At 68.0% G+C, this 21,073-nt stretch carries 24 protein-coding genes; 9 read left to right on the forward strand and 15 right to left on the reverse strand.

Features of this window, described 5'->3' with window-relative positions; all coding sequences use genetic code 11:
- Positions 1-40 precede the first annotated feature (40 nt).
- The 5 genes from ACZ50N_RS16600 (at position 41) to ACZ50N_RS16620 (ending at position 5,090) form a co-directional block, all read left to right on the forward strand.
- Positions 41-1,423, forward strand: a complete 1,383-nt coding sequence (locus ACZ50N_RS16600; RefSeq protein WP_464473329.1) for a hemolysin family protein — start codon at positions 41-43, stop codon at positions 1,421-1,423.
- Positions 1,416-2,420 carry a hemolysin family protein gene (locus ACZ50N_RS16605; protein ID WP_464473330.1) on the forward strand — a complete coding sequence of 335 codons (1,005 nt, stop codon included), beginning with the start codon at positions 1,416-1,418 and terminating at the stop codon, positions 2,418-2,420. Before ACZ50N_RS16600 ends, ACZ50N_RS16605 begins: the two co-directional genes overlap by 8 nt.
- Positions 2,421-2,511: 91 nt before the next feature.
- Positions 2,512-3,912, forward strand: a complete 1,401-nt coding sequence (locus ACZ50N_RS16610) for an MBL fold metallo-hydrolase (protein WP_464473331.1) — start codon at positions 2,512-2,514, stop codon at positions 3,910-3,912.
- 3 nt (positions 3,913-3,915) lie between these two features.
- A complete protein-coding gene (locus ACZ50N_RS16615) occupies positions 3,916-4,773 on the forward strand; it encodes a sulfite exporter TauE/SafE family protein (RefSeq protein WP_048422819.1) in 858 nt (285 codons plus the stop codon).
- A 41-nt stretch (positions 4,774-4,814) separates the two neighbouring features.
- Positions 4,815-5,090 (forward strand): metal-sensitive transcriptional regulator, encoded by a 276-nt coding sequence (locus ACZ50N_RS16620; protein ID WP_464473332.1) that lies wholly within the window; start codon positions 4,815-4,817, stop codon positions 5,088-5,090.
- Here ACZ50N_RS16620 and ACZ50N_RS16625 read toward each other — a convergent pair whose 3' ends face one another.
- The 6 genes from ACZ50N_RS16625 to ACZ50N_RS16650 all read right to left on the reverse strand — a co-directional run bounded on the left by ACZ50N_RS16625 (position 5,091) and on the right by ACZ50N_RS16650 (position 9,408).
- Positions 5,091-6,137, reverse strand: coding sequence for a sulfate/molybdate ABC transporter ATP-binding protein (locus tag ACZ50N_RS16625; RefSeq protein ID WP_046363766.1), 1,047 nt, complete (start codon positions 6,135-6,137; stop codon positions 5,091-5,093).
- Positions 6,138-6,168: 31 nt separating this feature from the next.
- On the reverse strand, positions 6,169-6,981 hold the full coding sequence (gene cysW, locus ACZ50N_RS16630; protein WP_464473333.1) for a sulfate ABC transporter permease subunit CysW: 813 nt from the start codon (positions 6,979-6,981) through the stop codon (positions 6,169-6,171).
- On the reverse strand, positions 6,978-7,826 hold the full coding sequence (cysT, locus tag ACZ50N_RS16635; RefSeq protein ID WP_048422817.1) for a sulfate ABC transporter permease subunit CysT: 849 nt from the start codon (positions 7,824-7,826) through the stop codon (positions 6,978-6,980). The genes cysW and cysT overlap by 4 nt, the downstream gene beginning before the upstream one ends.
- Entirely contained in the window at positions 7,823-8,851 is a 1,029-nt protein-coding gene (locus ACZ50N_RS16640) for a sulfate ABC transporter substrate-binding protein (protein WP_464473334.1), read from the reverse strand. Before ACZ50N_RS16640 ends, cysT begins: the two co-directional genes overlap by 4 nt.
- A 127-nt stretch (positions 8,852-8,978) precedes the next feature.
- A complete protein-coding gene (locus ACZ50N_RS16645) occupies positions 8,979-9,071 on the reverse strand; it encodes an Ms4533A family Cys-rich leader peptide (RefSeq protein WP_353960632.1) in 93 nt (30 codons plus the stop codon).
- 121 nt (positions 9,072-9,192) lie between these two features.
- Positions 9,193-9,408, reverse strand: a complete 216-nt coding sequence (locus ACZ50N_RS16650) for a hypothetical protein (protein WP_464473335.1) — start codon at positions 9,406-9,408, stop codon at positions 9,193-9,195.
- A gap of 78 nt (positions 9,409-9,486) precedes the next feature.
- On the opposite strand from ACZ50N_RS16650, the gene ACZ50N_RS16655 reads away from it, so the two are divergent.
- Entirely contained in the window at positions 9,487-11,505 is a 2,019-nt protein-coding gene (locus ACZ50N_RS16655) for a glycoside hydrolase family 15 protein (RefSeq protein ID WP_048422814.1), read from the forward strand.
- Between the two features lie 280 nt (positions 11,506-11,785).
- Here the strand turns inward: ACZ50N_RS16655 and ACZ50N_RS16660 are convergent, their stop codons facing one another.
- The 6 genes from ACZ50N_RS16660 to lepA all read right to left on the reverse strand — a co-directional run bounded on the left by ACZ50N_RS16660 (position 11,786) and on the right by lepA (position 16,479).
- Positions 11,786-12,493, reverse strand: a complete 708-nt coding sequence (locus ACZ50N_RS16660; protein WP_464473336.1) for a sensor domain-containing protein — start codon at positions 12,491-12,493, stop codon at positions 11,786-11,788.
- Between the two features lie 18 nt (positions 12,494-12,511).
- Positions 12,512-13,237, reverse strand: a complete 726-nt coding sequence (locus ACZ50N_RS16665) for a sensor domain-containing protein (protein WP_464473337.1) — start codon at positions 13,235-13,237, stop codon at positions 12,512-12,514.
- 98 nt (positions 13,238-13,335) lie between these two features.
- Positions 13,336-13,503 carry a hypothetical protein gene (locus tag ACZ50N_RS16670; protein WP_464473338.1) on the reverse strand — a complete coding sequence of 56 codons (168 nt, stop codon included), beginning with the start codon at positions 13,501-13,503 and terminating at the stop codon, positions 13,336-13,338.
- Complete coding sequence (locus ACZ50N_RS16675; RefSeq protein ID WP_464473339.1) at positions 13,500-13,796, reverse strand: WhiB family transcriptional regulator; 297 nt, start codon at positions 13,794-13,796, stop codon at positions 13,500-13,502. Before ACZ50N_RS16675 ends, ACZ50N_RS16670 begins: the two co-directional genes overlap by 4 nt.
- 148 nt (positions 13,797-13,944) lie before the next feature.
- A complete protein-coding gene (locus tag ACZ50N_RS16680) occupies positions 13,945-14,583 on the reverse strand; it encodes a sensor domain-containing protein (RefSeq protein ID WP_464473340.1) in 639 nt (212 codons plus the stop codon).
- 9 nt (positions 14,584-14,592) lie between these two features.
- Positions 14,593-16,479: a translation elongation factor 4 gene (gene lepA, locus ACZ50N_RS16685; RefSeq protein WP_464475663.1), complete on the reverse strand. Its 1,887-nt coding sequence runs from the start codon at positions 16,477-16,479 to the stop codon at positions 14,593-14,595.
- Between the two features lie 68 nt (positions 16,480-16,547).
- Here lepA and ACZ50N_RS16690 point away from each other — a divergent pair, with 68 nt between their 5' ends.
- On the forward strand, positions 16,548-17,159 hold the full coding sequence (locus ACZ50N_RS16690; RefSeq protein ID WP_464473341.1) for a type II toxin-antitoxin system PemK/MazF family toxin: 612 nt from the start codon (positions 16,548-16,550) through the stop codon (positions 17,157-17,159).
- Positions 17,160-17,172: 13 nt separating this feature from the next.
- Here ACZ50N_RS16690 and ACZ50N_RS16695 read toward each other — a convergent pair whose 3' ends face one another.
- On the reverse strand, positions 17,173-17,778 hold the full coding sequence (locus ACZ50N_RS16695; RefSeq protein WP_464473342.1) for a GNAT family N-acetyltransferase: 606 nt from the start codon (positions 17,776-17,778) through the stop codon (positions 17,173-17,175).
- 18 nt (positions 17,779-17,796) lie between these two features.
- Positions 17,797-18,225: a CBS domain-containing protein gene (locus ACZ50N_RS16700; protein ID WP_046364953.1), complete on the reverse strand. Its 429-nt coding sequence runs from the start codon at positions 18,223-18,225 to the stop codon at positions 17,797-17,799.
- Between the two features lie 115 nt (positions 18,226-18,340).
- On the opposite strand from ACZ50N_RS16700, the gene ACZ50N_RS16705 reads away from it, so the two are divergent.
- A complete protein-coding gene (locus tag ACZ50N_RS16705) occupies positions 18,341-19,348 on the forward strand; it encodes an aldo/keto reductase (RefSeq protein WP_464473343.1) in 1,008 nt (335 codons plus the stop codon).
- Between the two features lie 41 nt (positions 19,349-19,389).
- Positions 19,390-20,250: a ribonuclease Z gene (locus tag ACZ50N_RS16710; protein WP_464473344.1), complete on the forward strand. Its 861-nt coding sequence runs from the start codon at positions 19,390-19,392 to the stop codon at positions 20,248-20,250.
- Here the strand turns inward: ACZ50N_RS16710 and ACZ50N_RS16715 are convergent.
- Positions 20,234-21,073, reverse strand: coding sequence for a transglutaminase family protein (locus ACZ50N_RS16715; RefSeq protein WP_046364937.1), 840 nt, complete (start codon positions 21,071-21,073; stop codon positions 20,234-20,236). The two genes, ACZ50N_RS16710 and ACZ50N_RS16715, sit on opposite strands and share 17 nt — an antisense overlap.

A 21,073-nucleotide genomic window follows, 5' to 3' on the forward strand; every position in this document is an offset into this window, starting at 1 on the left:
GCAAGGACTCGATGCACCCCCATAGACCCGAGGCGGTCACGTGTTGACCGCCGTTGCTGCAATTCTGCTGGGCCTTGTCGTGGTTTTCGCGATCACCGTGGCGACGGGATATTTCGTCGCTCAGGAGTTCGCCTACATGGCGGTGGACCGCTCCCGCCTGAAGGCCCGCGCCGACGCCGGTGATCGCGCCGCCGAACGCGCGCTCACGGTGACCCGACGAACGTCGTTCATGCTCTCGGGCGCCCAGTTGGGCATCACCGTCACCGGACTGCTCGTCGGTTACGCGGCCGAACCGCTGATCGGCCGCGGCCTCGAGACCCTGCTGGGCGGTTCGGGGCTTCCGATGGCGATCGCCGTGGCGATCGGCGGCGTGGCCGCGATCGGCGTCTCGACGGTGATCCAGATGCTGTTCGGAGAGCTGTTCCCCAAGAACCTCGCGCTCGCCAAGCCCGAAGCGCTGGCGCGACGTCTGGCCTGGTCCACCACCGCCTACCTGACGCTGTTCGGCTGGCTGATCTGGTTGTTCGATCAATCGTCGAACCTGCTGTTGCGCGCGCTGCGCATCGAACCGGTGCACGACGTCGAGCACTCCGCCACCCCGCGCGACATGGAGTACATCGTCGCGACATCGCGTGCCGCGGGCGAGATTCCGGCGGAACTCTCGACGCTGTTGGACCGGATCCTCGACTTCCCCACGTCCACAGCCCGGCACGCGATGATCCCGCGTGCCCGCGTCGACACGGTGCTCGACACCGAGCCCGTCGCCGATGTGTTGGCGCGCATGGCGTCTGCGCACACGCGCTATCCGGTGGTCGCCGCCGACCGCGACGAGGTGGTCGGCGTCATCCACCTACACGACCTGCTCTCACTCGACGGACCGTCGGGAACGGCCGCGGACCACTGCCGACAGGCCGTGGTCGTGCCCGAGACCCTGCCGCTACCGAATGTGGTTCGTTCTCTTGCTGATTCGCGAGAAGAGATGGCCGTGGTCATCGATGAGTTCGGCGGATTCGCCGGGATCGTCACGATGGAGGATCTGGCCGAAGAGCTGGTCGGCGAGATCGACGACGAGCATGACGGCGCTCAGCAGCATGAGGCCGTCACCGAGGTCGGGGACGGCTGGCTGGTGGCCGGTGATCTGCCCGTCGACGAGGCGGAGCGATTGCTGGGCGTGACCCTGCCGACCGGTGACTACGAAACGGTTGCGGGCATGGTGATCGCGCACGCCGACGGGTTGCCGGCCGTCGGCGACCGCGTGTCGGTGCCGCTGCCCGCCGAACCGGCCGATTTCCTGAGCGCGCAACCGCCCGCTGAGCGGGCCCTCGACGCCGAGATCCGCGCCGTCCGGCGGCGCGTGCCGGCGCGCGTCCAATTGAGCGTGACCGTCGCCGAACCGACGTCACGAGTGGAGAACGATGTCTGATCCCTGGTCCATCGTCGCGATCACGGTGGTGCTGATCGCGCTGAGTGCTTTCTTCGTCGCTGTCGAGTTCTCGCTGATCGCCGTACGGCGAAGCCGGCTGGAGGACGCGGCCGCCGACAGCCGTGGCGCCCGGGCGGCGCTGCGGAGCGCGGCGGAGCTGTCGGTGGTGCTGGCCGGAGCACAGCTCGGGATCACCGCCTGCACCCTGCTGCTCGGCGCAGTCACCAAACCGGCTGTGCACTATGCCCTTTCGCCGTGGTTGAGGGATATCGGCGCGCCCTCCTGGCTCGCCGACGCCGGCGGCTTCATGTTGGCCCTGGTCATCGTCACGTTCCTGCACCTCGTGATCGGCGAGATGGCGCCCAAGTCCTGGGCGATCGCCCACCCGGAGCGGTCCGCCGCGCTGCTGGCCGGACCGATGCGCGGGTTCATGTTCGTCACCCGCCCCCTGCTGCACGCGCTGAACCAGGCGGCGAACTGGTGCCTGCGTCGCGTCGGCGTCGTCCCGGTCGACGAACTCGCCGACAGCCAGCACCCGCAGACCCTGCGTCAGCTGGTGGAGCACTCCGCCGCCGCAGGCACGCTCGATGCCGTCTATCACGCCAACCTGTCGAGCGCTCTGGAGTTGAACGGCTTGCGGGTCGAACAGCTGGCTCGTCCGGCATCGCCGAGCGGCTGGGTCTCCCCCGAGGCCGATACCGCGCAGATCCGTTCTGCTGCACAAGAATCCGGTCACCTGCGCCTGCTGGTGGGCGATGCCGGTAGCGGCACCGTGCTCGGCGTCGTGCATGTGCGCGACGGTCTCGCCTCGACGGCGCGCGCTCGCGATCTCATGCGCCCCGCCGTGACACTGTCGGCGGTCACGCCGATCTACGAGGCATTGCAGCTGATGAAGAGCACGCGCACGCACCTCGCCGTGGTGGCCGGGAATGGCGGCGTCGAGGTGTTGACGCTGACCGACGTGATGCACCGGCTGCTGGCCATCGACGCGGCGTAGCTCACACACTCCCCTCCTTGACCACATACCTATGGGGGTATACCTTCGTGATATCGAAGAGATACCCCCTAGGGTATAAAGGAGACGAGCGATGAAGTTCATCCAGTACTACCTCGACTGCCTGTCCCACGCGTCGTACCTGATCGGCGACGAGAACTCGGGCCGCGCAGTCGTCGTCGACCCCCAGCGCGACGTGTCGGAATACCTCGCCGACGCAGCCGAACTGGGCCTGCACATCGACCTGGTGATCGAGACCCACTTCCACGCCGACTTCCTGTCCGGCCATCTCGAGCTCGCCGATGCCACCGGAGCCACGGTCGTGTACTCGTCGGTGGCCACGCCCGAGTTCGATTACCTCGGCGTCGAGGACGGGCAGCGGTACTCCCTCGACACCGCCGGCGTCACGCTCGAGTTCCGGCACACGCCCGGCCACACCCCGGAGTCGATGAGCGTCGTGGTCTACGAACACCCCGAGGACGCTGAAGGATGCGGCCGGGCGCCCTACGGCGTGCTGACCGGCGACACCTTGTTCATCGGCGACGTCGGCCGACCCGACCTACTCGCATCCATCGGCTACTCGCGCGAGGAACTGGCTGCGATGCTGTACGACTCGCTGCACCAGAAGCTGATGACACTGCCGGATGAGACCCGTGTCTACCCGGCTCACGGCGCCGGCTCGGCCTGCGGCAAGAACCTCTCCACGGAGCTGTCGTCGACGATCGGTGATCAGAAGCGGTGGAACTACGCGTTGAACGCACCCGACCGGGAAACGTTCATCGCCCTGGTCACCGAAGGCCAACCTCCCGCGCCGGGCTACTTCGCCTACGACGCGACCCTCAACCGCAAGAACCGCGCGCTGCTCGACGAGGACGAGATGCCCCCGGCGTTGAGCTACCCGCAGGTGATGGACAGACTGGCCGCCGGCGCGGTGTTGGTCGACGGCCGGAGTCCGATCGAGTTCGCGCAGGGCCACTTTCGCGCGGCGATCAACATCGGACTCGAGGGACGCTATGCCGAATTCGCGGGCTCGGTGGTCACACCCGACAGCGACATCGTCTTGATCACCGATCCGGGCTACGAGCTCGAGGGCAAGAATCGACTGGCCCGCATCGGGTTCGACCGCGTGATCGGTCATCTGGAGAATCCCGAGCAGGCGATGCTGTCCCACCCCGACCAGGTGCAGATCGCATCACGGTTGTCCGCCAAGGACTTCGATCAGCGCGCAGCCAGCGTTCCCGGTCTGCAGATCGTCGACGTCCGCAATCCGGGTGAGGCCGAGGCCGGCACGATTCCCGGCGCGGTCAACATCCCCGTCGGTCAATTGCCCGACCGGCTGGCCGAATTGGATTCGCACGCGCCGACAGTGGTGTACTGCGCGGGCGGATACCGCTCCTCGGTCGCAGCAAGCATGCTGCGCCGCAACGGTTTCGCCGATGTCAGCGACATCCTGGGCGGGTTCGGCGCCTGGGTCGAGATCACTCAGAACGCCTGACCCGTGATCACGCTGACCGTCCTGCTCGCCCTCGGTGTCGGGCTGTCGCTGGGTCTGCTGGGCGGCGGCGGTTCGATCCTGATGGTGCCGCTGCTGGCCTACGTGGCCGGCCTCGACGCCGCTCACGCGATCGCCACGTCACTGCTCGTGGTCGGCGTCACCAGCGTCGTCGGTGCCGTGTCCCACGCGCGCGCCGGACACGTGCAATGGCGGACAGGACTGATGTTCGGCGCGGCCGGCATGGTCGGCGCCTACGCCGGCGGCTGGATCAGCCAGTTCCTGCCCGGGTCCCTACTGCTGGTCGGCTTGGCCGCGGTGATGATCAGCGCGGCCATCGCGATGCTGCGCGGCCGCACGGCAGAGGCCGTCGGTTCGGTGCAATCCCCCACCGGTCGGCCGGTCACCCTCGTGTTGCAGGGGGCGGCCGTCGGCCTCGTCACCGGACTGGTCGGTGCCGGGGGCGGATTTCTGGTGGTGCCGGCGCTGGCCTTGCTCGCCGGCCTGCCGATGGCGACCGCGATCGGCACCTCGTTGATGGTGATCGCGATGAACTCTTTCGCGGGGCTGGCAGGTCACCTGTCCGCCGCCGCGATCGACTGGCGGCTCGCCGCGGCGGTCACCGGCGCGGCGGTGGTGGGTGCTCTCGCGGGGGCACGGCTGACCGAGCGGTTCAGCGTCGCGGCCCTGCGCATCGGCTTCGGATGGTTCGTCCTCGCGATGGCATCGGTCATTCTCGCCCAGGAGATCCACCCGCTCGTCGGCGCGCTGACCGCGACGCTCACGGCGCTGTCGGGCGTCCTCTACGCGTCCTGCCGACTGGGATACTTCTGTCCACTCCGCGCGTTATACCCCCGTGGGTAAGATCGCGGACACTCGCGAACACCGTGCGGAAAGGAATCACCATGGTCGGTGACGAAGAAGCCATCGGCGCTGTCTTGAACAGGCTCCGCCGCGCGCAGGGCCAGCTGGCCGGTGTGATCTCGATGATCGAGCAGGGCCGGGAGTGCAAGGACGTGGTGACGCAGCTCGCCGCGGTGTCAAGTGCACTCGATCGCGCCGGGTTCAAGATCGTCGCGACGGGTCTGCGCGAATGCGTCACCGAGGGCACGGCGTCCGACGGCGGCACGCGCAAAATGGGTGTCGACGAGCTCGAGAAGCTGTTCCTCGCGTTGGCCTGACTACGAGATCTGCGCGGGCTCGGCGACTGCGGAGTTCGTTGTCGCCTCCTCCGGCAGCTGCGGCACGCGGGTGGCGCGGACGAAAACGGTGTCGCCCGGCTTCAGGCCCAACGCCTCGGCGTCGCCGCGGGTGATCTGCGCCGTGAACGGCGTGTGGGTGGCGGAGTTGGTGAGCTCGACCCGCACCTCGAACCCGAGCATCACGATGCGGTCGATGACGGCCTTGGTGACACCGGCGGACTGCACGGAATCGTCACTGCTGGCGATCGCCATGTCCGAATTGCGGCCCACGCGGATGTCGTGGGGGCGCACCAGCGCTCCGTTGAGCGTGGACACCGCACCGAGGAAACCCATCACGAACGCGTTGGCCGGCCGGTCGTAGACGTCGGTGGGCGACCCGACCTGCTCGATACGGCCCTTGTTGAGCACAGCGATCCGATCGGCGACGTCGAGCGCCTCCTGCTGGTCGTGGGTGACCAGCACCGTCGTCACGTGCACCTCGTCGTGCAGGCGGCGCAGCCAGGCGCGGAGGTCTTCTCGCACCTTCGCGTCGAGCGCGCCGAACGGCTCGTCGAGCAGCAACACCTGCGGATCCACCGCCAGCGCACGCGCCAGCGCCATGCGCTGACGCTGCCCGCCGGAGAGCTGGTTCGGATAGCGGGTCTGGAACCCGGCGAGTCCGACCACCTCGAGCAGATTGTCGACCTTGTCCTTGATCTCGGACTTCGGCCGCTTGCGGATCTTGAGCCCGAACGCGACGTTCTCCCGCACGGTCAGGTGCTTGAACGCCGCATAGTGCTGGAACACGAACCCGATGCCGCGCTTCTGGGGCGGCACGTCCGTGACATCGCGGCCGTGGATCGTGATCGTGCCGGAGTCCGGTTCGTCGAGGCCGGCGATGGCGCGCAACAGGGTCGACTTTCCGGACCCGCTGGGCCCGAGCAGTGCGGTCAGGGACCCGGCGGGCACGACGAAGTCGATGTTGTCGAGGGCGGCGAAATCGCCGTAGCGCTTGTTGGCGCCGGAGACGGTGATCGCGTGGGTCATGAGGGTGTGACTCCCGGGTCGTGGTCGGTGTTCATTGTGCGGCCTTGGCCCGGCGGGCGTCGAGGATGACCTGGGCTATCAGCACGAGGACGGCGACGCTCATCAACAGTGTGGCGATCGCGTAGGCGCCGTATTCGGCACCGCGGTTGTAGCGGTCGGCGACCAGCAGCGTCAGGGTTTGCGATTGACCCGGAAGATTCGACGACACCATGATGACCGCGCCGAATTCACCCAGGGTGCGGGCGACGGTCAGCACGATCCCGTAGGTCAGGCCCCAGCGGATCGACGGCAGCGTGATGCGCCAGAACGTCTGCCACCATTGCGCTCCCAGCGTCGCCGACGCCTCCTCCTGGTCGGTGCCGAGTTCGTGCAGCACCGGTTCGACCTCGCGGATGACGAACGGCACGGTGACGAAGACGCTGGCCAGCACGATGCCGGGGAAGCTGAAGATGATCTTCAGCCCGAAGTCGTTCTCGACGAAGCCGAACAGCCCCGCCGATCCCCAGAGCAGGATGAGCGCGACGCCGACCACCACCGGCGACACCGCGAACGGCAGGTCGATGACGGCCTGCAGGATGCTTTTGCCGCGAAAGCGGTTGCGCGCCAGCACCAGTGCGGTGGGAACCCCGAACAGCACGTTGAGCGGCACCACGATGGCGACCACCAGCAGGGACAGCTGCAGCGCCGAGATCGCCGCCGGCGTGCCGACGGAGGCGAAGAATTCGCCGATCCCCGGGGAGAAGGTGCGCCACAGGATCAGGCCGACCGGCACCAGGACGAGGATCGCGATGTAGGCGATCGCCACCCAACGCAGCAGGAGCTTGACCGCCAGGGACAGGATCACGGTGCGAGCTCCTCCCGTTTGGCCGCCCGCGCCCCAAGCGCCCTCAGCACGAACAGCACGACGAACGAGACCGCCAGCAGCACGATGGAGATCGCCGCGGCACCGACTTTGTCGTCGTTCTCGATGAGCGTGCGAATCCACTGCGAGGACACTTCGGTCTCGCCGGGTATCGCGCCACCGATGAGCACCACGGACCCGAATTCGCCGATCGCCCGCGAGAACGCCAGGCCCGCGCCGGACAGCAGCGAGGGCAGCAGCGCGGGCAGGACGACCCTGGTGAAGATGACGCGGTTGTCGGCGCCCAACGACGCGGCCGCCTCCTCCACCTCACGGTCGAGCTCGAGGAGCACCGGCTGCACCGATCGCACCACGAACGGCAGGGTGACGAACAGCAGCGCGATACCCACACCCCACTTGGTGTGCTGCAGGTGCAGCCCGACGGGGCTGTTCGGCCCGTACAGTGCCAGCATCACCAGGCTCGCCACGATCGTGGGCAGCGCGAACGGCAGGTCGATCACCGCGTCGACCAGACGCTTGCCCGGGAAATCGTCGCGGGTGAGCACCCACGCGACGATCAGCCCGAACACCGCGTTGATCAGCGTCACGCCCACCGAGATCGTCAACGTCACCTTGAACGACTCGATCGCCGCGTTCGAGGTGACGGCCAGCCAGAAGGCGTGCCACCCGCCCGTCGCGGACTGCCAGACGATCGCCGCGAGCGGGAGCAGCACGATGACCGACAACCACAGCGTCGCGGCGCCGACGCGCAGCGACGTACTGCCGTGCCGGTTACGCCCCCGGCGGGGCGCTTCCGGTGCCGCCGGCTCGACGGCGATCGAAGTCATCCCGTGGCCTGCTTGTAGATCTTGGTGATCGAGCCGTTGTCCTTGTCGAACAGCGCCGGATCCACGTCGCCCCAGCCGCCGAGGTCGGCGATCGTCCACAGCTTCTGCGGCGTCGGGAAGTCGGAGGCGAACTGGGCAGCCACCGCAGGATCGACCGGACGGAAGCCGGCCTCGGCCCACAGCTTCTGGCCCTCGGGGGTGTAGATGAAGTTCTTCAGAGCGTTGGCCTGCTGCTGGTGTTGCGAGGTCGTGGTGACGGCCACCGGGTTCTCGATCTTGAACGTTTGCGGCGGGTTGACGTGCTCGACGGGCTTGCCCTGCCGCTCCACGTTGATCGCCTCGTTCTCATACGAGATCAGGACGTCGCCGGTGCCCTGCAGGAACACGTCGGTGGCCTCCCGACCCGAGCCGGGCCGGGTCTTGACGTGCTCGGTGACCAGCTTGTTCACGAAATCGAGGCCGGCCTGGGCATTCTTGCCGCCGTCGCTCTTGGCCGCGTACGGCGCGAGCAGGTTCCATTTGGCCGAGCCGGAGCTCAGCGGGCTGGGCGTGACGACCTCGACACCGGGCTGCAGCAGATCGTCCCAGTCCCGGATGTTCTTGGGATTGCCCTTGCGCACCACGAGCGAGACCACCGAGCCGAACGGGATGCCCTTGGTGGCGCCGGCGTTCCAGTCCTTGGCCACCTTGTCAGCCTTGACCAGGCGGGTGACGTCGGGCTCGACCGAGAAGTTCACGATGTCGGCGGGCTTGCCGTCGACAACGGCACGGGACTGGTCGCCGGAGGCGCCGTAGGACGTCGTCACCGCGACGCCCTTGCCCTCGGGGGTGGCCGCGAACGCGGGGATGATCTTGCTCCACCCGGGCTCGGGCACCGCGTACCCGACCAGCGTGAGCGTCGTCTCCGCGTTCGATCCGCCGCTGTCGCCGGCGACATCGCTGGACCCACCGCCGCCGCACGCCGCGACGAGCGAGGTGCTCAGAGCCAGCGCTGCTACCGCGCGCCATCGAGTGGGGAGGTTCATGGACGACCTTTCCGGGTTTGAACGAACGTGAGGCGGGGTCCGATCACGCGGAAGGTGGGGGGCAAACCGTGCACGAACGGCACGAGACATGGTTGCCGAACACCTGACCGCCGAACGGGGTGAGGAGTCAGCAACAACAACAAACGTCAGCGACGGCAAAGAACCCGACGGCGATGAGGGCCACGATGTGACCCCCGTTGACGCCGACCGCCGTCTGCATGGCGCGAAGAATAACACCGACGGCGTGTCAGTCTGTGGTCAGCGGGTGAGAAGCCACATCAGGATCACCAGCACGACGAGCGCGATCAGCGCCAACGTCACCCGCGACCGCGGCATACCGCTCACCGGCCCTCCTCGCTCTCGTTTGTCGATTCTGTCGGCGGGGGGCGCAGGTGGGCCCGCAGTTTGGTGCCGCCGTCGACCACGGCATCGAGCGCGGCTGCCGCCCCGTAGGCCAGCGTCAGCACGACCGGCATCACCACCACGGTCTGCAGCACGAACGGCAACCCGGTCAGCCAGAGTTCGACTCCGTCCCACCAGCCGAGGAATCCGCCCACCGGCCCAGACTAGGCGCATCGGTTTCAGTAGCGGGCTTTGAGTAGACGACAGGGCGCCGCGCAGTCGATGATGAGCGAATGTCCCAGCCCAGCGAGGCCGTATCCGACTCCCTGACCGACACTGTCAGCGTCGATGGAGAGTCGTCAGCGTTCGCCCTGGCCACCGCGCCGTCGTACGCCAGCTCCGCTCCGCTGCGCAATCCGTTCCCGCCGATCGCGGACTACGCCTTCCTGTCCGACTGCGAGAACACGTGCCTCATCTCGTCGGCAGGGTCCGTGGAGTGGTTGTGTGTCCCGCGCCCGGACTCCCCGAGCGTCTTCGGCGCACTCCTCGATCGCGGAGCGGGCCACTTCCGGCTGGGCCCCTACGGGGTGTCGGTCCCCGCCGCTCGTCGCTATCTGCCGGGCAGCCTGATCCTGGAGACCACCTGGCAGACCCACACCGGCTGGTTGATCGTGCGCGACGCGCTGGTGATGGGCCCCTGGCACGATCTCGAACGGCGATCGCGCACACACCGTCGCACCCCGATGGACTGGGACGCCGAGCACATCCTGTTGCGCACGGTGCGCTGCGTGAGCGGCACCGTCGAGCTGGTGATGAACTGCGAGCCGTCGTTTGACTACCACCGCACGAGTGCCAGCTGGGAGTACTCCGCGCAGGCCTACGGGGAGGCGATCGCCCGGGCCACGAAGAACCCCGACTCTCATCCGACGCTGCGGTTGACTACGAATCTGCGGATCGGCCTGGAGGGCCGGGAGGCCCGCGCTCGGACCCGGCTCAAGGAGGGCGACAAGGTGTTCGTCGCCCTGAGCTGGTCTGGTCATCCGGCGCCGCAGACGTTCGACGAGGCCGCCGACAAGATGTGGCAGACCAGTGAGTGTTGGCGGCAGTGGATCAACGTCGGTGATTTCCCCGATCATCCGTGGCGGTCGTATCTGCAGCGCAGCGCGCTCACGCTGAAGGGCCTCACCTACTCCCCCACGGGCGCGCTGCTCGCCGCGCCCACCACCTCCCTGCCGGAAACCCCTCAGGGAGAACGTAACTGGGACTATCGCTACGCCTGGGTGCGCGATTCGACGTTCGCCCTCTGGGGCCTGTACACACTGGGTCTGGATCGCGAAGCCGACGACTTCTTCGCGTTCATCGCCGACGTGTCGGGTGCCAACAACGGTCAGCGGCATCCGCTGCAGGTGATGTACGGCGTGGGCGGTGAGCGCAGCCTCGTCGAAGAAGAACTCAACCACCTCTCCGGATACGACAACGCCCGGCCGGTGCGCATCGGCAACGGCGCCTTCGACCAGATGCAGCACGACATCTGGGGCACCATGCTCGATTCGGTGTACCTGCACACCAAGTCCCGCGAGCAGATCCCCGAAACACTGTGGCCGGTACTCAAAGAACAGGTCGAGGAGGCGATCAAGCACTGGCGGGAGCCCGACCGCGGCATCTGGGAGGTGCGCGGCGAGCCGCAGCACTTCACCTCCAGCAAGATCATGTGCTGGGTGGCGCTGGACCGCGGATCGAAACTGGCCGAGCTGGAAGGCGAGAAGTCCTACGCCCAGCAGTGGCGGGCCATCGCCGAGGAGATCAAGGACGACATCCTCGCCCACGGCGTCGACTCCCGGGGCGTGCTGACCCAGCGTTACGGGGACGACGCACTCGACGCCTCCCTGCTGCTCGCGGTGCTGACCCGGTTCCTGCCGCCGGAGGATCCGCGGATTCGGGCCACCGTGCTGGCCATCGCCGAGGAGTTGACCGAGGACGGCCTCGTCCTGCGCTACCGCGTCGAGGAAACCGACGACGGCCTGGCCGGCGAAGAGGGCACCTTCACTATTTGTTCGTTCTGGTTGGTGTCCGCGCTCGTGGAGATCGGTGAGATCCACCAGGCCCGGCACCTGTGCGAGCGCCTGCTGTCGTTCGCCAGCCCGCTGCACCTCTACGCCGAGGAGATCGAGCCGCGCACCGGCCGACACCTCGGGAACTTCCCGCAGGCGTTCACCCACCTGGCATTGATCAACGCGGTCGTGCACGTGATCCGCGCCGAAGAGGAAGCCGACAGCTCCGGGGTCTTCCAGCCGGCGAACGGGCCCGTGTAACAAGAGGGTCGCGATTTTGCTTCTGCCTGCGCGCAATGCTTTTCGCGGGACCACGTGAGGGCTGACCATCGTACGGGGCCATTCCCGAACGGAAGCGTTCGACGAGTTCCATTCTGCCCTGCAAACTTTCGACGACTAGGCCGACCGGGTGGGCATCCGCATCCTGCTGATCGCGACCAGCGTCGTGGTGTTCGCCGCAGGCGCGGCGATCGCGGCGAGGCGCCCGAATGTCACCCTCAAGGTAGCCGAATAGTTCTGCGCCACATACCTTTCCGAGAAATCACGGTCCGGCCTTGACGACCATCGCGGCCGCGATCTCGGCCGCTTCACCATCGATGCGATAGCCGCAGGCCCACGCTTCGACAGTCGCGTTGGACACCACGGACAGTGCGTGCTGGCACTGCCAGCCCCCGGAGTCGTCCTGCTCGGCGGCCTGGGTGAGAAGAGGTGCGCCGCCGTCGGTCACGTCGACGTCGACGTCGCCCAGCGCCCAGCTGTAGTCACCGTCGTTGGTGCCGATGGACTGGTTCGCGCAGCCCTGCCAGGTCTGCGACGACGAGTCGAAGAACGCCTGCGCATCGCGGGCCGCCGGGTACAGCACCGCGGTCTCTTCGACCCAGTGCTGGTTGTCGTCGCCCGGTTCGCGGGCCACCCGGTCACGCACCGCGGTCCAGCCCGTGTCGGCGTAGACGGGTTTTTCCGCTGCGTACACCGCACCGAGGCAGTCGACGTCGGACACGCTGTCGGAGTGGTCGGTCATCTCGTCGACATCGCCGGCGACCTGCATCCCGGTGCTGCCCATGATCCCGTTGATCTCACCGATGTTGAGAAGAAGCCGGCCCAGCGCGGCGTCGTCGAGCACGGGTAGGTCACCTCCCGGCCCGCTGGCGCGGACGGCGGCACCCTCGACCGTGCTGACGCACCCGGCCAGCACGGTCGACGCGACGACCGCGAGGCTGCTCACCCACCACTTCGGCGCAGGTTTCACCGCGCCATTCTCGCACCGTCAGCGGTGCGCGGTGATCTTGTTCGCGATCAGTTCGGCCACGTCCACCGCGGGCTGGGCCTGTCCGCCCGGGCGGGGGTCGCTGACCTCCACCTCGACAATGCAGTCCCCGGCCAGAGCGACCGCCCGCTGGGCAGTCGGCGACGCGGTGCCCGCCGACGTGTGCAGCACGCTGGCGGACACGACATCTTCACCGAACGCGACGTCGGCGATGCGGCTGAGCTCGCCGGCACCGCCCTGATCGCGGGCGACCGTTTCGCCGTTGCACCGGCGCCACTGCTGGCTGGTGGCCGCGAAGAACATCTGCGCGGCCGACGGGTTCCTCATCTGCACAACACCGAAGAACGCGCTCACCGGTGGCCCGTCAAAGCTGCCGCCCGCCCACGAGTTGGTGGCCACCGACTGCACGGGGCTGCCGTCGTACACCGCCTGTTGCAGCCGGTACGCCGCACCCAGGCAGTCCGCCGGGGACGCTTCACCGACGCCGACACTGCGCAGCAGCATGTCCGCCCCACCCTCGACGAGGTGGCCGGCGAAGCCGATGGGCGGGGTGCCGAGGTGCGCCGCCAACTCCGGCGTCGTCGGGAGGAATCCACCGAGCGGGATCGCCGGGGTCGGCGCAGCCGCCTCGGCAATACGCACCACGGGTCTGTCGTCCACCGGCGCGCCGGCGCAGCCGGCCAGAACGAGGCAGGCGCCGGCAACCGCCGCGAGTTTGGTGGACACCCCCCTTCGATAGCACGGCCGGCGTCCCCGCGCGACCGGTTCGCCCAGAAGCACCTGCGCCCATATCGACACACCGGGCGCTCCCACGCGGTGTGTCGTCACCCAACGCGACGGATGGGCGCGGTGCTCGAGTAGCGCCGGCGCTCCCAGTCGCTGACGTGTCTGAAAGCATCGCTTGAGGCCACCTCGATCTCGGTCAGGGTGACGTCGGCGATAACTCGGTTCAGTTCGTCGACGGCCGCAGTGGCCGGTGCTGTCCGGGTCATCGCACACTCCCCCTGACTTTGCGATGCGCCGGTGCGATGCCGCGTTCCCGCGGCGTCGTCGCGCCCCAGACGCCGTGACGTTCGGGAACGCTCAGAGCGTGCTCGCGGCAGCGCATCAGGACCGGGCAGGTCCGGCAGATGCGCTTGGCTTCCTCTTCCCGCCGCCTGCGCACGGAGGGCCGCTCACTCTCGGGGAAGAACAGATCCGAAGGAAAGTCCAGGCACCTGCCCTGAAACTGCCAACTCCAGTACTCGTTTCCGTCGGGTGGGTCGATCGGTAGTGCCGCGGTCATCGTCGGATGGTTGCCGACGTCGCGGCGTCGAGCCCAGAGATGCGCTCGCCGTGAAGAATTGTCGTCAGCCCGGCGAACGTGCGCGTTCGCACGCGGCGCGCCGATCAGTACAGGCATTGTGCGCACGCTCGCGATCCACGCGGCAAGTTCAGGTCCGGTCGGCGTTCCTGACCATCTTCGCCACCACCGTGAACGCCTCGTTGGTCACACCGGGGCCGCACACCAGCGCCTCGACCACGGTGGCGACCGCGACCCCCATGGCGTGTTGGCACTGCTCCCCCACACGGTCCGAGCGCGTGGCGCGCTGGGTGGGGATGCCGTCGGCGAACTCCACCGGCTCGAGCCGCCAGGTGGCCGGCGCACTCCCGCCGGTCGTCACCGAGAAACCGGCGCACGCATTCCACGACAGCTTCGACATGTCGACGATGCCCTGCGCCTCTTTGACCGAGCGGACGACCACCACGCTCTGATCCACTGAGCCGGAGGGCGACTCCGACGTCCGGGTCAGTACCGCGGTCGGGCCGGCGTGCTCGTAGATGTTGCGATCGGCGACGTCGACGGTGTGCACACACCCCGGCGGCCTGGTGCCCTTCGCCAGCTCGTCGGTGAATTCTTTACCGTCCGGATCGCTGTGAAAACCACTGGTGTGCACCAGTTCATCGAGCTCCACATCGCTGAGCAACACCGAGTCCAATCCACCCGTCGGGGCAGGCACCGCGGTGCCCGCAACGCCCCCACCACACCCGGTCACGAGCACAGCCAGCGCGACAACCAGCCAGCGTCGCATCGGGCCGGCCTACTTCTTCGCCTTGTCCGCGGTCGCTTCGGTGGACAGCGCCGCGACGAACGCCTCCTGCGGGACGTCGACCCGACCGATGGTCTTCATCCGCTTCTTTCCTTCCTTCTGCTTCTCCAGCAGCTTGCGCTTACGGGTGATGTCACCGCCGTAGCACTTGGAGAGCACGTCCTTGCGAATGGCCCGGATGTTCTCGCGCGCAATGATTTTCGAGCCGATCGCCGCCTGCACCGGCACTTCGAACTGCTGACGCGGGATGAGTTCTTTGAGCTTGGTGGTCATCTTGTTGCCGTACGCGCTCGCCCCGTCCTTGTGGACGATCGCCGAGAACGCATCGACAGCCTCGCCCTGCAGCAGGATGTCGACCTTGACCAGCGCGGCCTCCTGCTCGCCGGCCTCCTCGTAGTCCAGGCTCGCGTAGCCGCGGGTGCGTGACTTCAGCGAGTCGAAGAAATCGAAGATGATCTCACCCAGCGGCATCGTGTAGCGCAGCTCCACGCGCTCGGGCGACAGGTAGTCCATTCCGCCGAGTTCGCCGCGCCGCGACTGGCACAGCTCCATGATCGTGCCGATGAACTCGCTGGGAGCGATGATCGTGGTCTTGACGATCGGCTCGTACACCTCGCGGACCTTGCCCTCAGGCCAATCCGAGGGGTTGGTGACGACCATCTCCGTGCCGTCGTCCTTGACCACGCGGTACACGACGTTGGGCGAGGTGGAGATCAGATCGAGGTTGAATTCGCGCTCGAGCCGCTCCCGGGTGATCTCCATGTGCAGCAGCCCGAGGAACCCGCAGCGGAACCCGAAGCCCAGCGCCACCGACGTCTCCGGTTCGTAGGTCAGCGCCGCGTCGTTGAGTTGCAGCTTGTCGAGCGCCTCTCGCAGCACCGGGTAGTCCGAGCCGTCGACCGGGTAGAGGCCGGAATAGACCATGGGCCGGGGTTCGCGGTAACCGGTGAGCGGATCGGTGGCACCGCCTCGCGCCGAGGTCACCGTGTCACCGACCTTGGACTGGCGGACGTCTTTGACGCCGGTGATGAGATAACCGACCTCCCCGACGCCCAGGCCGTCGGAGGCCTTGGGCTCGGGCGAGACGATGCCGACCTCGAGAAGTTCGTGGGTCGCGCCGGTCGACATCATCTTGATGCGCTCGCGGGGGGTGATCTTGCCGTCGACGACGCGCACGTAGGTGACGACGCCCCGGTAGATGTCGTAGACGGAGTCGAAGATCATCGCCCGGGCCGGCGCGTCGGCGTCACCGGTGGGGGCCGGCACCTGACGCACGACCTCATCGAGCAGCTCGGCCACCCCCTCGCCCGTCTTGCCGGACACCCGCAGCACGTCGGAGGGTTCGCAGCCGATGATGTGAGCGAGTTCGCCGGCGTAGCGGTCCGGGTCGGCGGCAGGCAGGTCGATCTTGTTGAGGACGGGGACGATCGTCAGGTCCCTGTCGAGGGCCAGGTAGAGGTTGGCCAGCGTCTGCGCTTCGATGCCCTGGGCGGCGTCGACCAGCAGCACGGCGCCTTCGCAGGCCTCCAACGCGCGGGACACCTCGTAGGTGAAGTCGACGTGGCCGGGCGTGTCGATCAGGTGCAGGACGTGCTCCTGATCACCGACCTTCCAGGGCAGACGCACGTTCTGCGCCTTGATCGTGATGCCGCGTTCCCGCTCGATGTCCATCCGATCGAGGTACTGCGCCCGCATGTCGCGGTCGGAAACCACGCCGGTGAGCTGCAGCATCCGGTCGGCCAGCGTGGACTTGCCGTGGTCAATGTGAGCGATGATGCAGAAGTTCCGAATCTGCGCCGGCGCGGTGAAGGTCTTGTCGGCGAAGCTGCTAATGGAATTTCTCCTGGTGAGCGCGATACGGGTGCCGGAAACGGCCAGTCCAGAGTAACGAGCACCGGCCCGCGCGACACAATCGAGCGTCGCGGCGACCGCCTACAGTGGGGGTCATGGCGTCATCGTCCTCGCCCTTCAAGACGTTCCAGAGGCTGGTGTTCTCCGAAGCTCCCAAGCTGGTTCGGCACATCCAGCGGTCGGACTCGCTGCAGCGCGGAATCCAGCAGGGCATCCAGTACGGGCTCCAGCAGGGCCTGCGCCTGGGGCTGGAGGTCATCGCCGGGACCCAGGCGTCGCCGACCCCTGCGCTCCCCGCGGGCCGGCCGGTGTCGAACACGTTCGTGCCGACCGCGCACCGCGCCCGCAGGGTGATCTACGCCCCGGATCTCGACGGTCGCGCTGATCCGGGCGAGATCGTGTGGACCTGGGTGGTCTACGAGGACGACCCGACGCGCGGCAAGGACCGTCCGGTGTTGGTGGTCGGCCGGGACCGCGACACCCTGCTCGGGCTGATGCTGTCGAGCCAGGACCACCACCGGGGCGACCCGAACTGGATCGGCATCGGCAGCGGCACGTGGGACTACGAGGGCCGGGCCAGCTGGGTGCGGCTCGACCGGGTTCTCGACGTGCCCGAGGAAGGCATCCGGCGAGAGGGCGCGATCCTCGAACGCGGGACGTTCGAGGCGGTGGCGGCACGCCTGCGCGCCGATTTCAGCTGGAGTTGAGTCCAGCACCACATCAGCGCGGCGCTCGCCACATCTGCCACATCGTCGGACCGCCGCCGGGGACCACGAGCTCACCGGTGACCTCGAAGCCGAATCGCAGGTAGTAGGGCACGTTCGACTCCTTGGTCGACTCCAAGTACGCCGGCGCGCCCTCGGCGTCGCAGCGGTCGAGCCGCGATGCCATCAGCGCCTGCCCGAAGCCCGCGCCCCGCACGTCGGGATCACTGCCGATCACGGCGAGATACCAGTGCGGCTCCTCCGGGTGATGACGCTTCATCAGCTCCGAGACCTCCATGCCGCGCTTGGACTCACCCCGCATCGCCAGCAGAAAGGTCGGCAGCATCGCCAGGTCCTCGCGGGTGGTGGTCTGCCACCGCCCCGGCGGATCCCACAGCGCGGCCGCGCCGAGACCGCCGTCACGCCTGGCGAGTTCGACCGCGTCGCCGGCGAGGAAGTGATGGCGGGTCATCGCGGCGAAGATCCGGGGCAGAGCCTTCGCCCGACGCGCGTCGTCGGGCATCATCCACTGCATCACAGGGTCGTCGAAGAACGCGCGTCCGAGCACTTTCGACAGTGACTTGACCTCTGCCCGGCGAGCCGCGGTGACGTCGATACGCACCGAGGAAATGCTACTCAGCTATCCCTGGGTGATGTAGTCCTGCAGACGCTGCTGCTCGCGCTCGAGCTCCTCCATCCGCGTCTTGACCACGTCGCCGATACTGACGATCCCACGCAGGCGACCGTCGACGACGACAGGAACGTGGCGCACGCGGTTGGTCGTCATCAACGCACTCAGGCTGTCGACGGAGTCATCCGGCGCGCAGGTGGCCACCACGGTGGTCATGATGTCGGCCACGGGCCGCCGCAGCAGATCGGCGCCGACCTCGTGCAGACCGCGCACCACGTCGCGTTCCGAGACGATGCCCTGCAGCCCGTCGGCTGATACCACCACCATGGCGCCGATGTTGTGCACCGCCAGCTCGGTCAGCAGACCGGCCACCGACGTCTCCGGCGTGATCGTCGCGACGGATGCGCCTTTGACGCGCAGCACATCGGAAATCCGCATCACCACCTCCTTGTGATGGAGCTCACATCAGCGTACTCCCAGGAAGCGGCGGAACAGAATGCCTCGGCAGACCGGTTGCCTACTCCAGGACGCACACCCGACCGAGAGGAACGCCATGTCACGCACGACCCTGCTGGGCGACGATCTGACCGTCAGCGCTCTGGGATTTGGCGGGATGGCGCTGACGCCCGTGTACGGCGGCGCCGTCGACGACACCGAGTCGCTGGCCACGCTGCACCACGCCGTGGACGTCGGCGTCACGTTCATCGACACCGCCAACATCTACGGTTCGGGCGACAACGAACGGTTGATCGCCCGGCTGCTCGCGGACCGCCGCGACGAGGTCACCCTCGCGACGAAGTTCGGCATCGTCGCCAATCCGGCCGGCACCCAGGGTCGCATCGGTGTGCGTGGCGACGCCGCGTACGTGCAGCAGTGCATCGACGAGAGCCTGCAGCGCCTGCAGACCGACGTCGTGGACCTGTATTACCTGCACCGGCGGGATCCGGCCGTGCCGATCGAAGAGACCGTCGGCGCGATGGCCGAGCTGGTGCGCGCCGGAAAGGTCCGCCATCTCGGGCTCTCCGAGGTGTCGGCGGAGGAACTGCGCGCGGCTCACGCCGTCCATCCGATCGCGGCGCTGCAGAGCGAATGGTCGATCTGGACCCGCGACGTCGAGGCCTCGATCGCACCGGCGGCCGCAGAACTGGGTGTCGGACTGGTCCCGTTCTCACCGTTGGGGCGGGGGTTCCTGACCGGGTCGGTCCGTTCGGCCGCCGACATCTCCGACACCGACTTCCGCCGCACGATGCCGCGGTTCGCCGACGGAGCGCTGGAGGACAACCAGCGCGTCGTGGACGCCGTCGAGCAGGTGGCCGGCGAGGTCGGCGCCACCGCGGCCCAGGTGGCGCTCGCCTGGCTCCGTCACCGCGCGGACGACCTCGGTGTGGCGAGCGTGCCGATCCCCGGGACCCGGCGTGCCGCGCGCATCGACGAGAACCTGGCCTCGCTGTCGGTCCAGCTGACCCCGGAGCAGGTCAGTGCGCTCGGGCGCGCAGGAGACGCCGTGACCGGCAATCGGTACGGCGACACCGCGGCGGTACGGTCGAGCCGCGACGCGTGATTGCGCCGCGCCAGAGCGGTCCTGGCGGTATACCTGTGCCCATGATCGAAGTGACCTTGCTCGGCACCGGTAGCCCCATCCCCGACCCGCGCCGTGCGGGGCCCTCGACCCTGGTCCGCGCCGGCGGCCAGACCTTTCTCGTCGACTGCGGCCGTGGCGTTCTGCAGCGGGCCGCGGCGGTCGGGGTCAGCGCGAGCAACCTGACCGCGCTGCTGCTCACCCATCTGCACAGCGATCACATCACCGACTTGGGCGACGTCCTCATCAGCCGCTGGGTGGGCAATTTCGCCCCGGACCTGACGCCGTTGCCGATCGTCGGCCCGCCCGGCACGGCCGAAGTGGTGCAGAAGACGCTGGAGGCGTTGCAGTTCGACATCGGTTACCGCATCGCCCACCACGCCGACCTGACCGCGCCGCCGCCGGTGGAGGTCGAGGAGGTGACCGGCGGGGTGGTGTGGGGCCGGGACGGAGTGCGGATCGTCGTGGGCCCCACCGATCATCGCCCGGTCGCCCCGACGATCGGGTTCCGCGTCGAGCACGACGGCGCCTCGGTGGTGCTGGCCGGAGACAGTGTGCCGTGCCGGGGTCTCGACGAGTTGGCCTCTGGCGCAGGCGCACTGGTGCACACGGTGATCCGCAAAGATCTGATCGACGCGATGCCGATGCAACGCATCCGGGACATCTGCGACTACCACTCCTCGGTGCAGCAGGCGGCCGCGACCGCGACGCGCGCCGGGGTCGGCATCCTGATCCTGACGCACTACGTGCCGGCGCTGGTGCCCGGCCAGGAGGACGAGTGGCGGGCGCTGGCAGCGACGGCGTTCGATCGCCAGATCGAACTCGGCGACGATCTGCACCGGGTCGAAGTGCACCCGGGCGTCTGCGTCAAGCCAACCGGGTGATCTCCACGATCACGTCCAGATCGGTGGAACCCTCGCCCGAGTAGATGCCCTTGAGCGGGGTCACGTCCGAATAGTCCCGGCCCACACCGACACTGATGTACTGCTCGGTGATCTCGGTGTCGTTGGTGGGGTCGTAGTGCCACCACTCGCCCGTCCACGCCTGAATCCACGCATGGCTCTGCCCGTCGATCGTCTCGCCGATCTTCGCCTCGCGCTGCGGGTGTAGATACCCCGACACGTATCGCGACGGAATACCCATGCCGCGCAACAACATCAAGGTCAGATGTGCGAAGTCCTGGCACACCCCCTTGCCTTCGCGCAGCGCGTCGACACCTGAGGTGTGCACGCCGGTGGTGCCGGGGACGTACTGCAGTTCGCCCTGCACCCAGCGCGCCGCCTCGATCACCGCCTCGGCGGGCTCGTGGTACTTGGCGATACGCCGGCCCACGCGCTCGATCCGCTTGCTGGCCGGCACGTAGTGGGTGGGCGCCAGCACCTCGTCGTAGCGGTCGATGACCGCCTCACCGGCGAGGTCGGCCCAGGCCACCTTCTCTACCGGTGCCTCGGGTCGGTCCGTCTCCACCACCGACGACGCGGTCACCTCGAGTTCGGTGTGCGGGGCGTGCAGGTCGAACGCGGTCACCGCGGTTCCCCAGTAGTCGACGTAGCGGTAGGACCGGGTCGCCGGAACCGTCTCGACCCGGTTGAGGATCACGTTCTGCCGGGAGTCCGACCGCGGGGTGAGCCGCGCCTCGTTGAACGACGCGGTGACCGGGGACTTGTAGGCATAGCCCGTCGAATGGACCACGCGCATCCGCCACAT

Source organism: Mycolicibacterium obuense (assembly GCF_055397605.1).

Coding starts and splice junctions, on each gene's coding strand:
- ACZ50N_RS16610 (WP_464473331.1), top strand. CDS start 2,512: ATGAAGTTCATCCAGTACTACCTCGACTGCCTGTCCCACGCGTCGTAC.
- ACZ50N_RS16655 (WP_048422814.1), top strand. CDS start 9,487: ATGTCCCAGCCCAGCGAGGCCGTATCCGACTCCCTGACCGACACTGTC.
- ACZ50N_RS16620 (WP_464473332.1), top strand. CDS start 4,815: ATGGTCGGTGACGAAGAAGCCATCGGCGCTGTCTTGAACAGGCTCCGC.
- ACZ50N_RS16625 (WP_046363766.1), bottom strand. CDS start 6,137: ATGACCCACGCGATCACCGTCTCCGGCGCCAACAAGCGCTACGGCGAT.
- ACZ50N_RS16700 (WP_046364953.1), bottom strand. CDS start 18,225: ATGCGGATTTCCGATGTGCTGCGCGTCAAAGGCGCATCCGTCGCGACG.
- ACZ50N_RS16680 (WP_464473340.1), bottom strand. CDS start 14,583: ATGCGACGCTGGCTGGTTGTCGCGCTGGCTGTGCTCGTGACCGGGTGT.
- ACZ50N_RS16605 (WP_464473330.1), top strand. CDS start 1,416: ATGTCTGATCCCTGGTCCATCGTCGCGATCACGGTGGTGCTGATCGCG.
- ACZ50N_RS16705 (WP_464473343.1), top strand. CDS start 18,341: ATGTCACGCACGACCCTGCTGGGCGACGATCTGACCGTCAGCGCTCTG.
- ACZ50N_RS16640 (WP_464473334.1), bottom strand. CDS start 8,851: ATGAACCTCCCCACTCGATGGCGCGCGGTAGCAGCGCTGGCTCTGAGC.
- ACZ50N_RS16675 (WP_464473339.1), bottom strand. CDS start 13,796: ATGACCGCGGCACTACCGATCGACCCACCCGACGGAAACGAGTACTGG.
- ACZ50N_RS16670 (WP_464473338.1), bottom strand. CDS start 13,503: ATGACCCGGACAGCACCGGCCACTGCGGCCGTCGACGAACTGAACCGA.
- ACZ50N_RS16715 (WP_046364937.1), bottom strand. CDS start 21,073: ATGTGGCGGATGCGCGTGGTCCATTCGACGGGCTATGCCTACAAGTCC.
- ACZ50N_RS16645 (WP_353960632.1), bottom strand. CDS start 9,071: ATGCAGACGGCGGTCGGCGTCAACGGGGGTCACATCGTGGCCCTCATC.
- ACZ50N_RS16690 (WP_464473341.1), top strand. CDS start 16,548: ATGGCGTCATCGTCCTCGCCCTTCAAGACGTTCCAGAGGCTGGTGTTC.
- ACZ50N_RS16710 (WP_464473344.1), top strand. CDS start 19,390: ATGATCGAAGTGACCTTGCTCGGCACCGGTAGCCCCATCCCCGACCCG.
- cysT (WP_048422817.1), bottom strand. CDS start 7,826: ATGACTTCGATCGCCGTCGAGCCGGCGGCACCGGAAGCGCCCCGCCGG.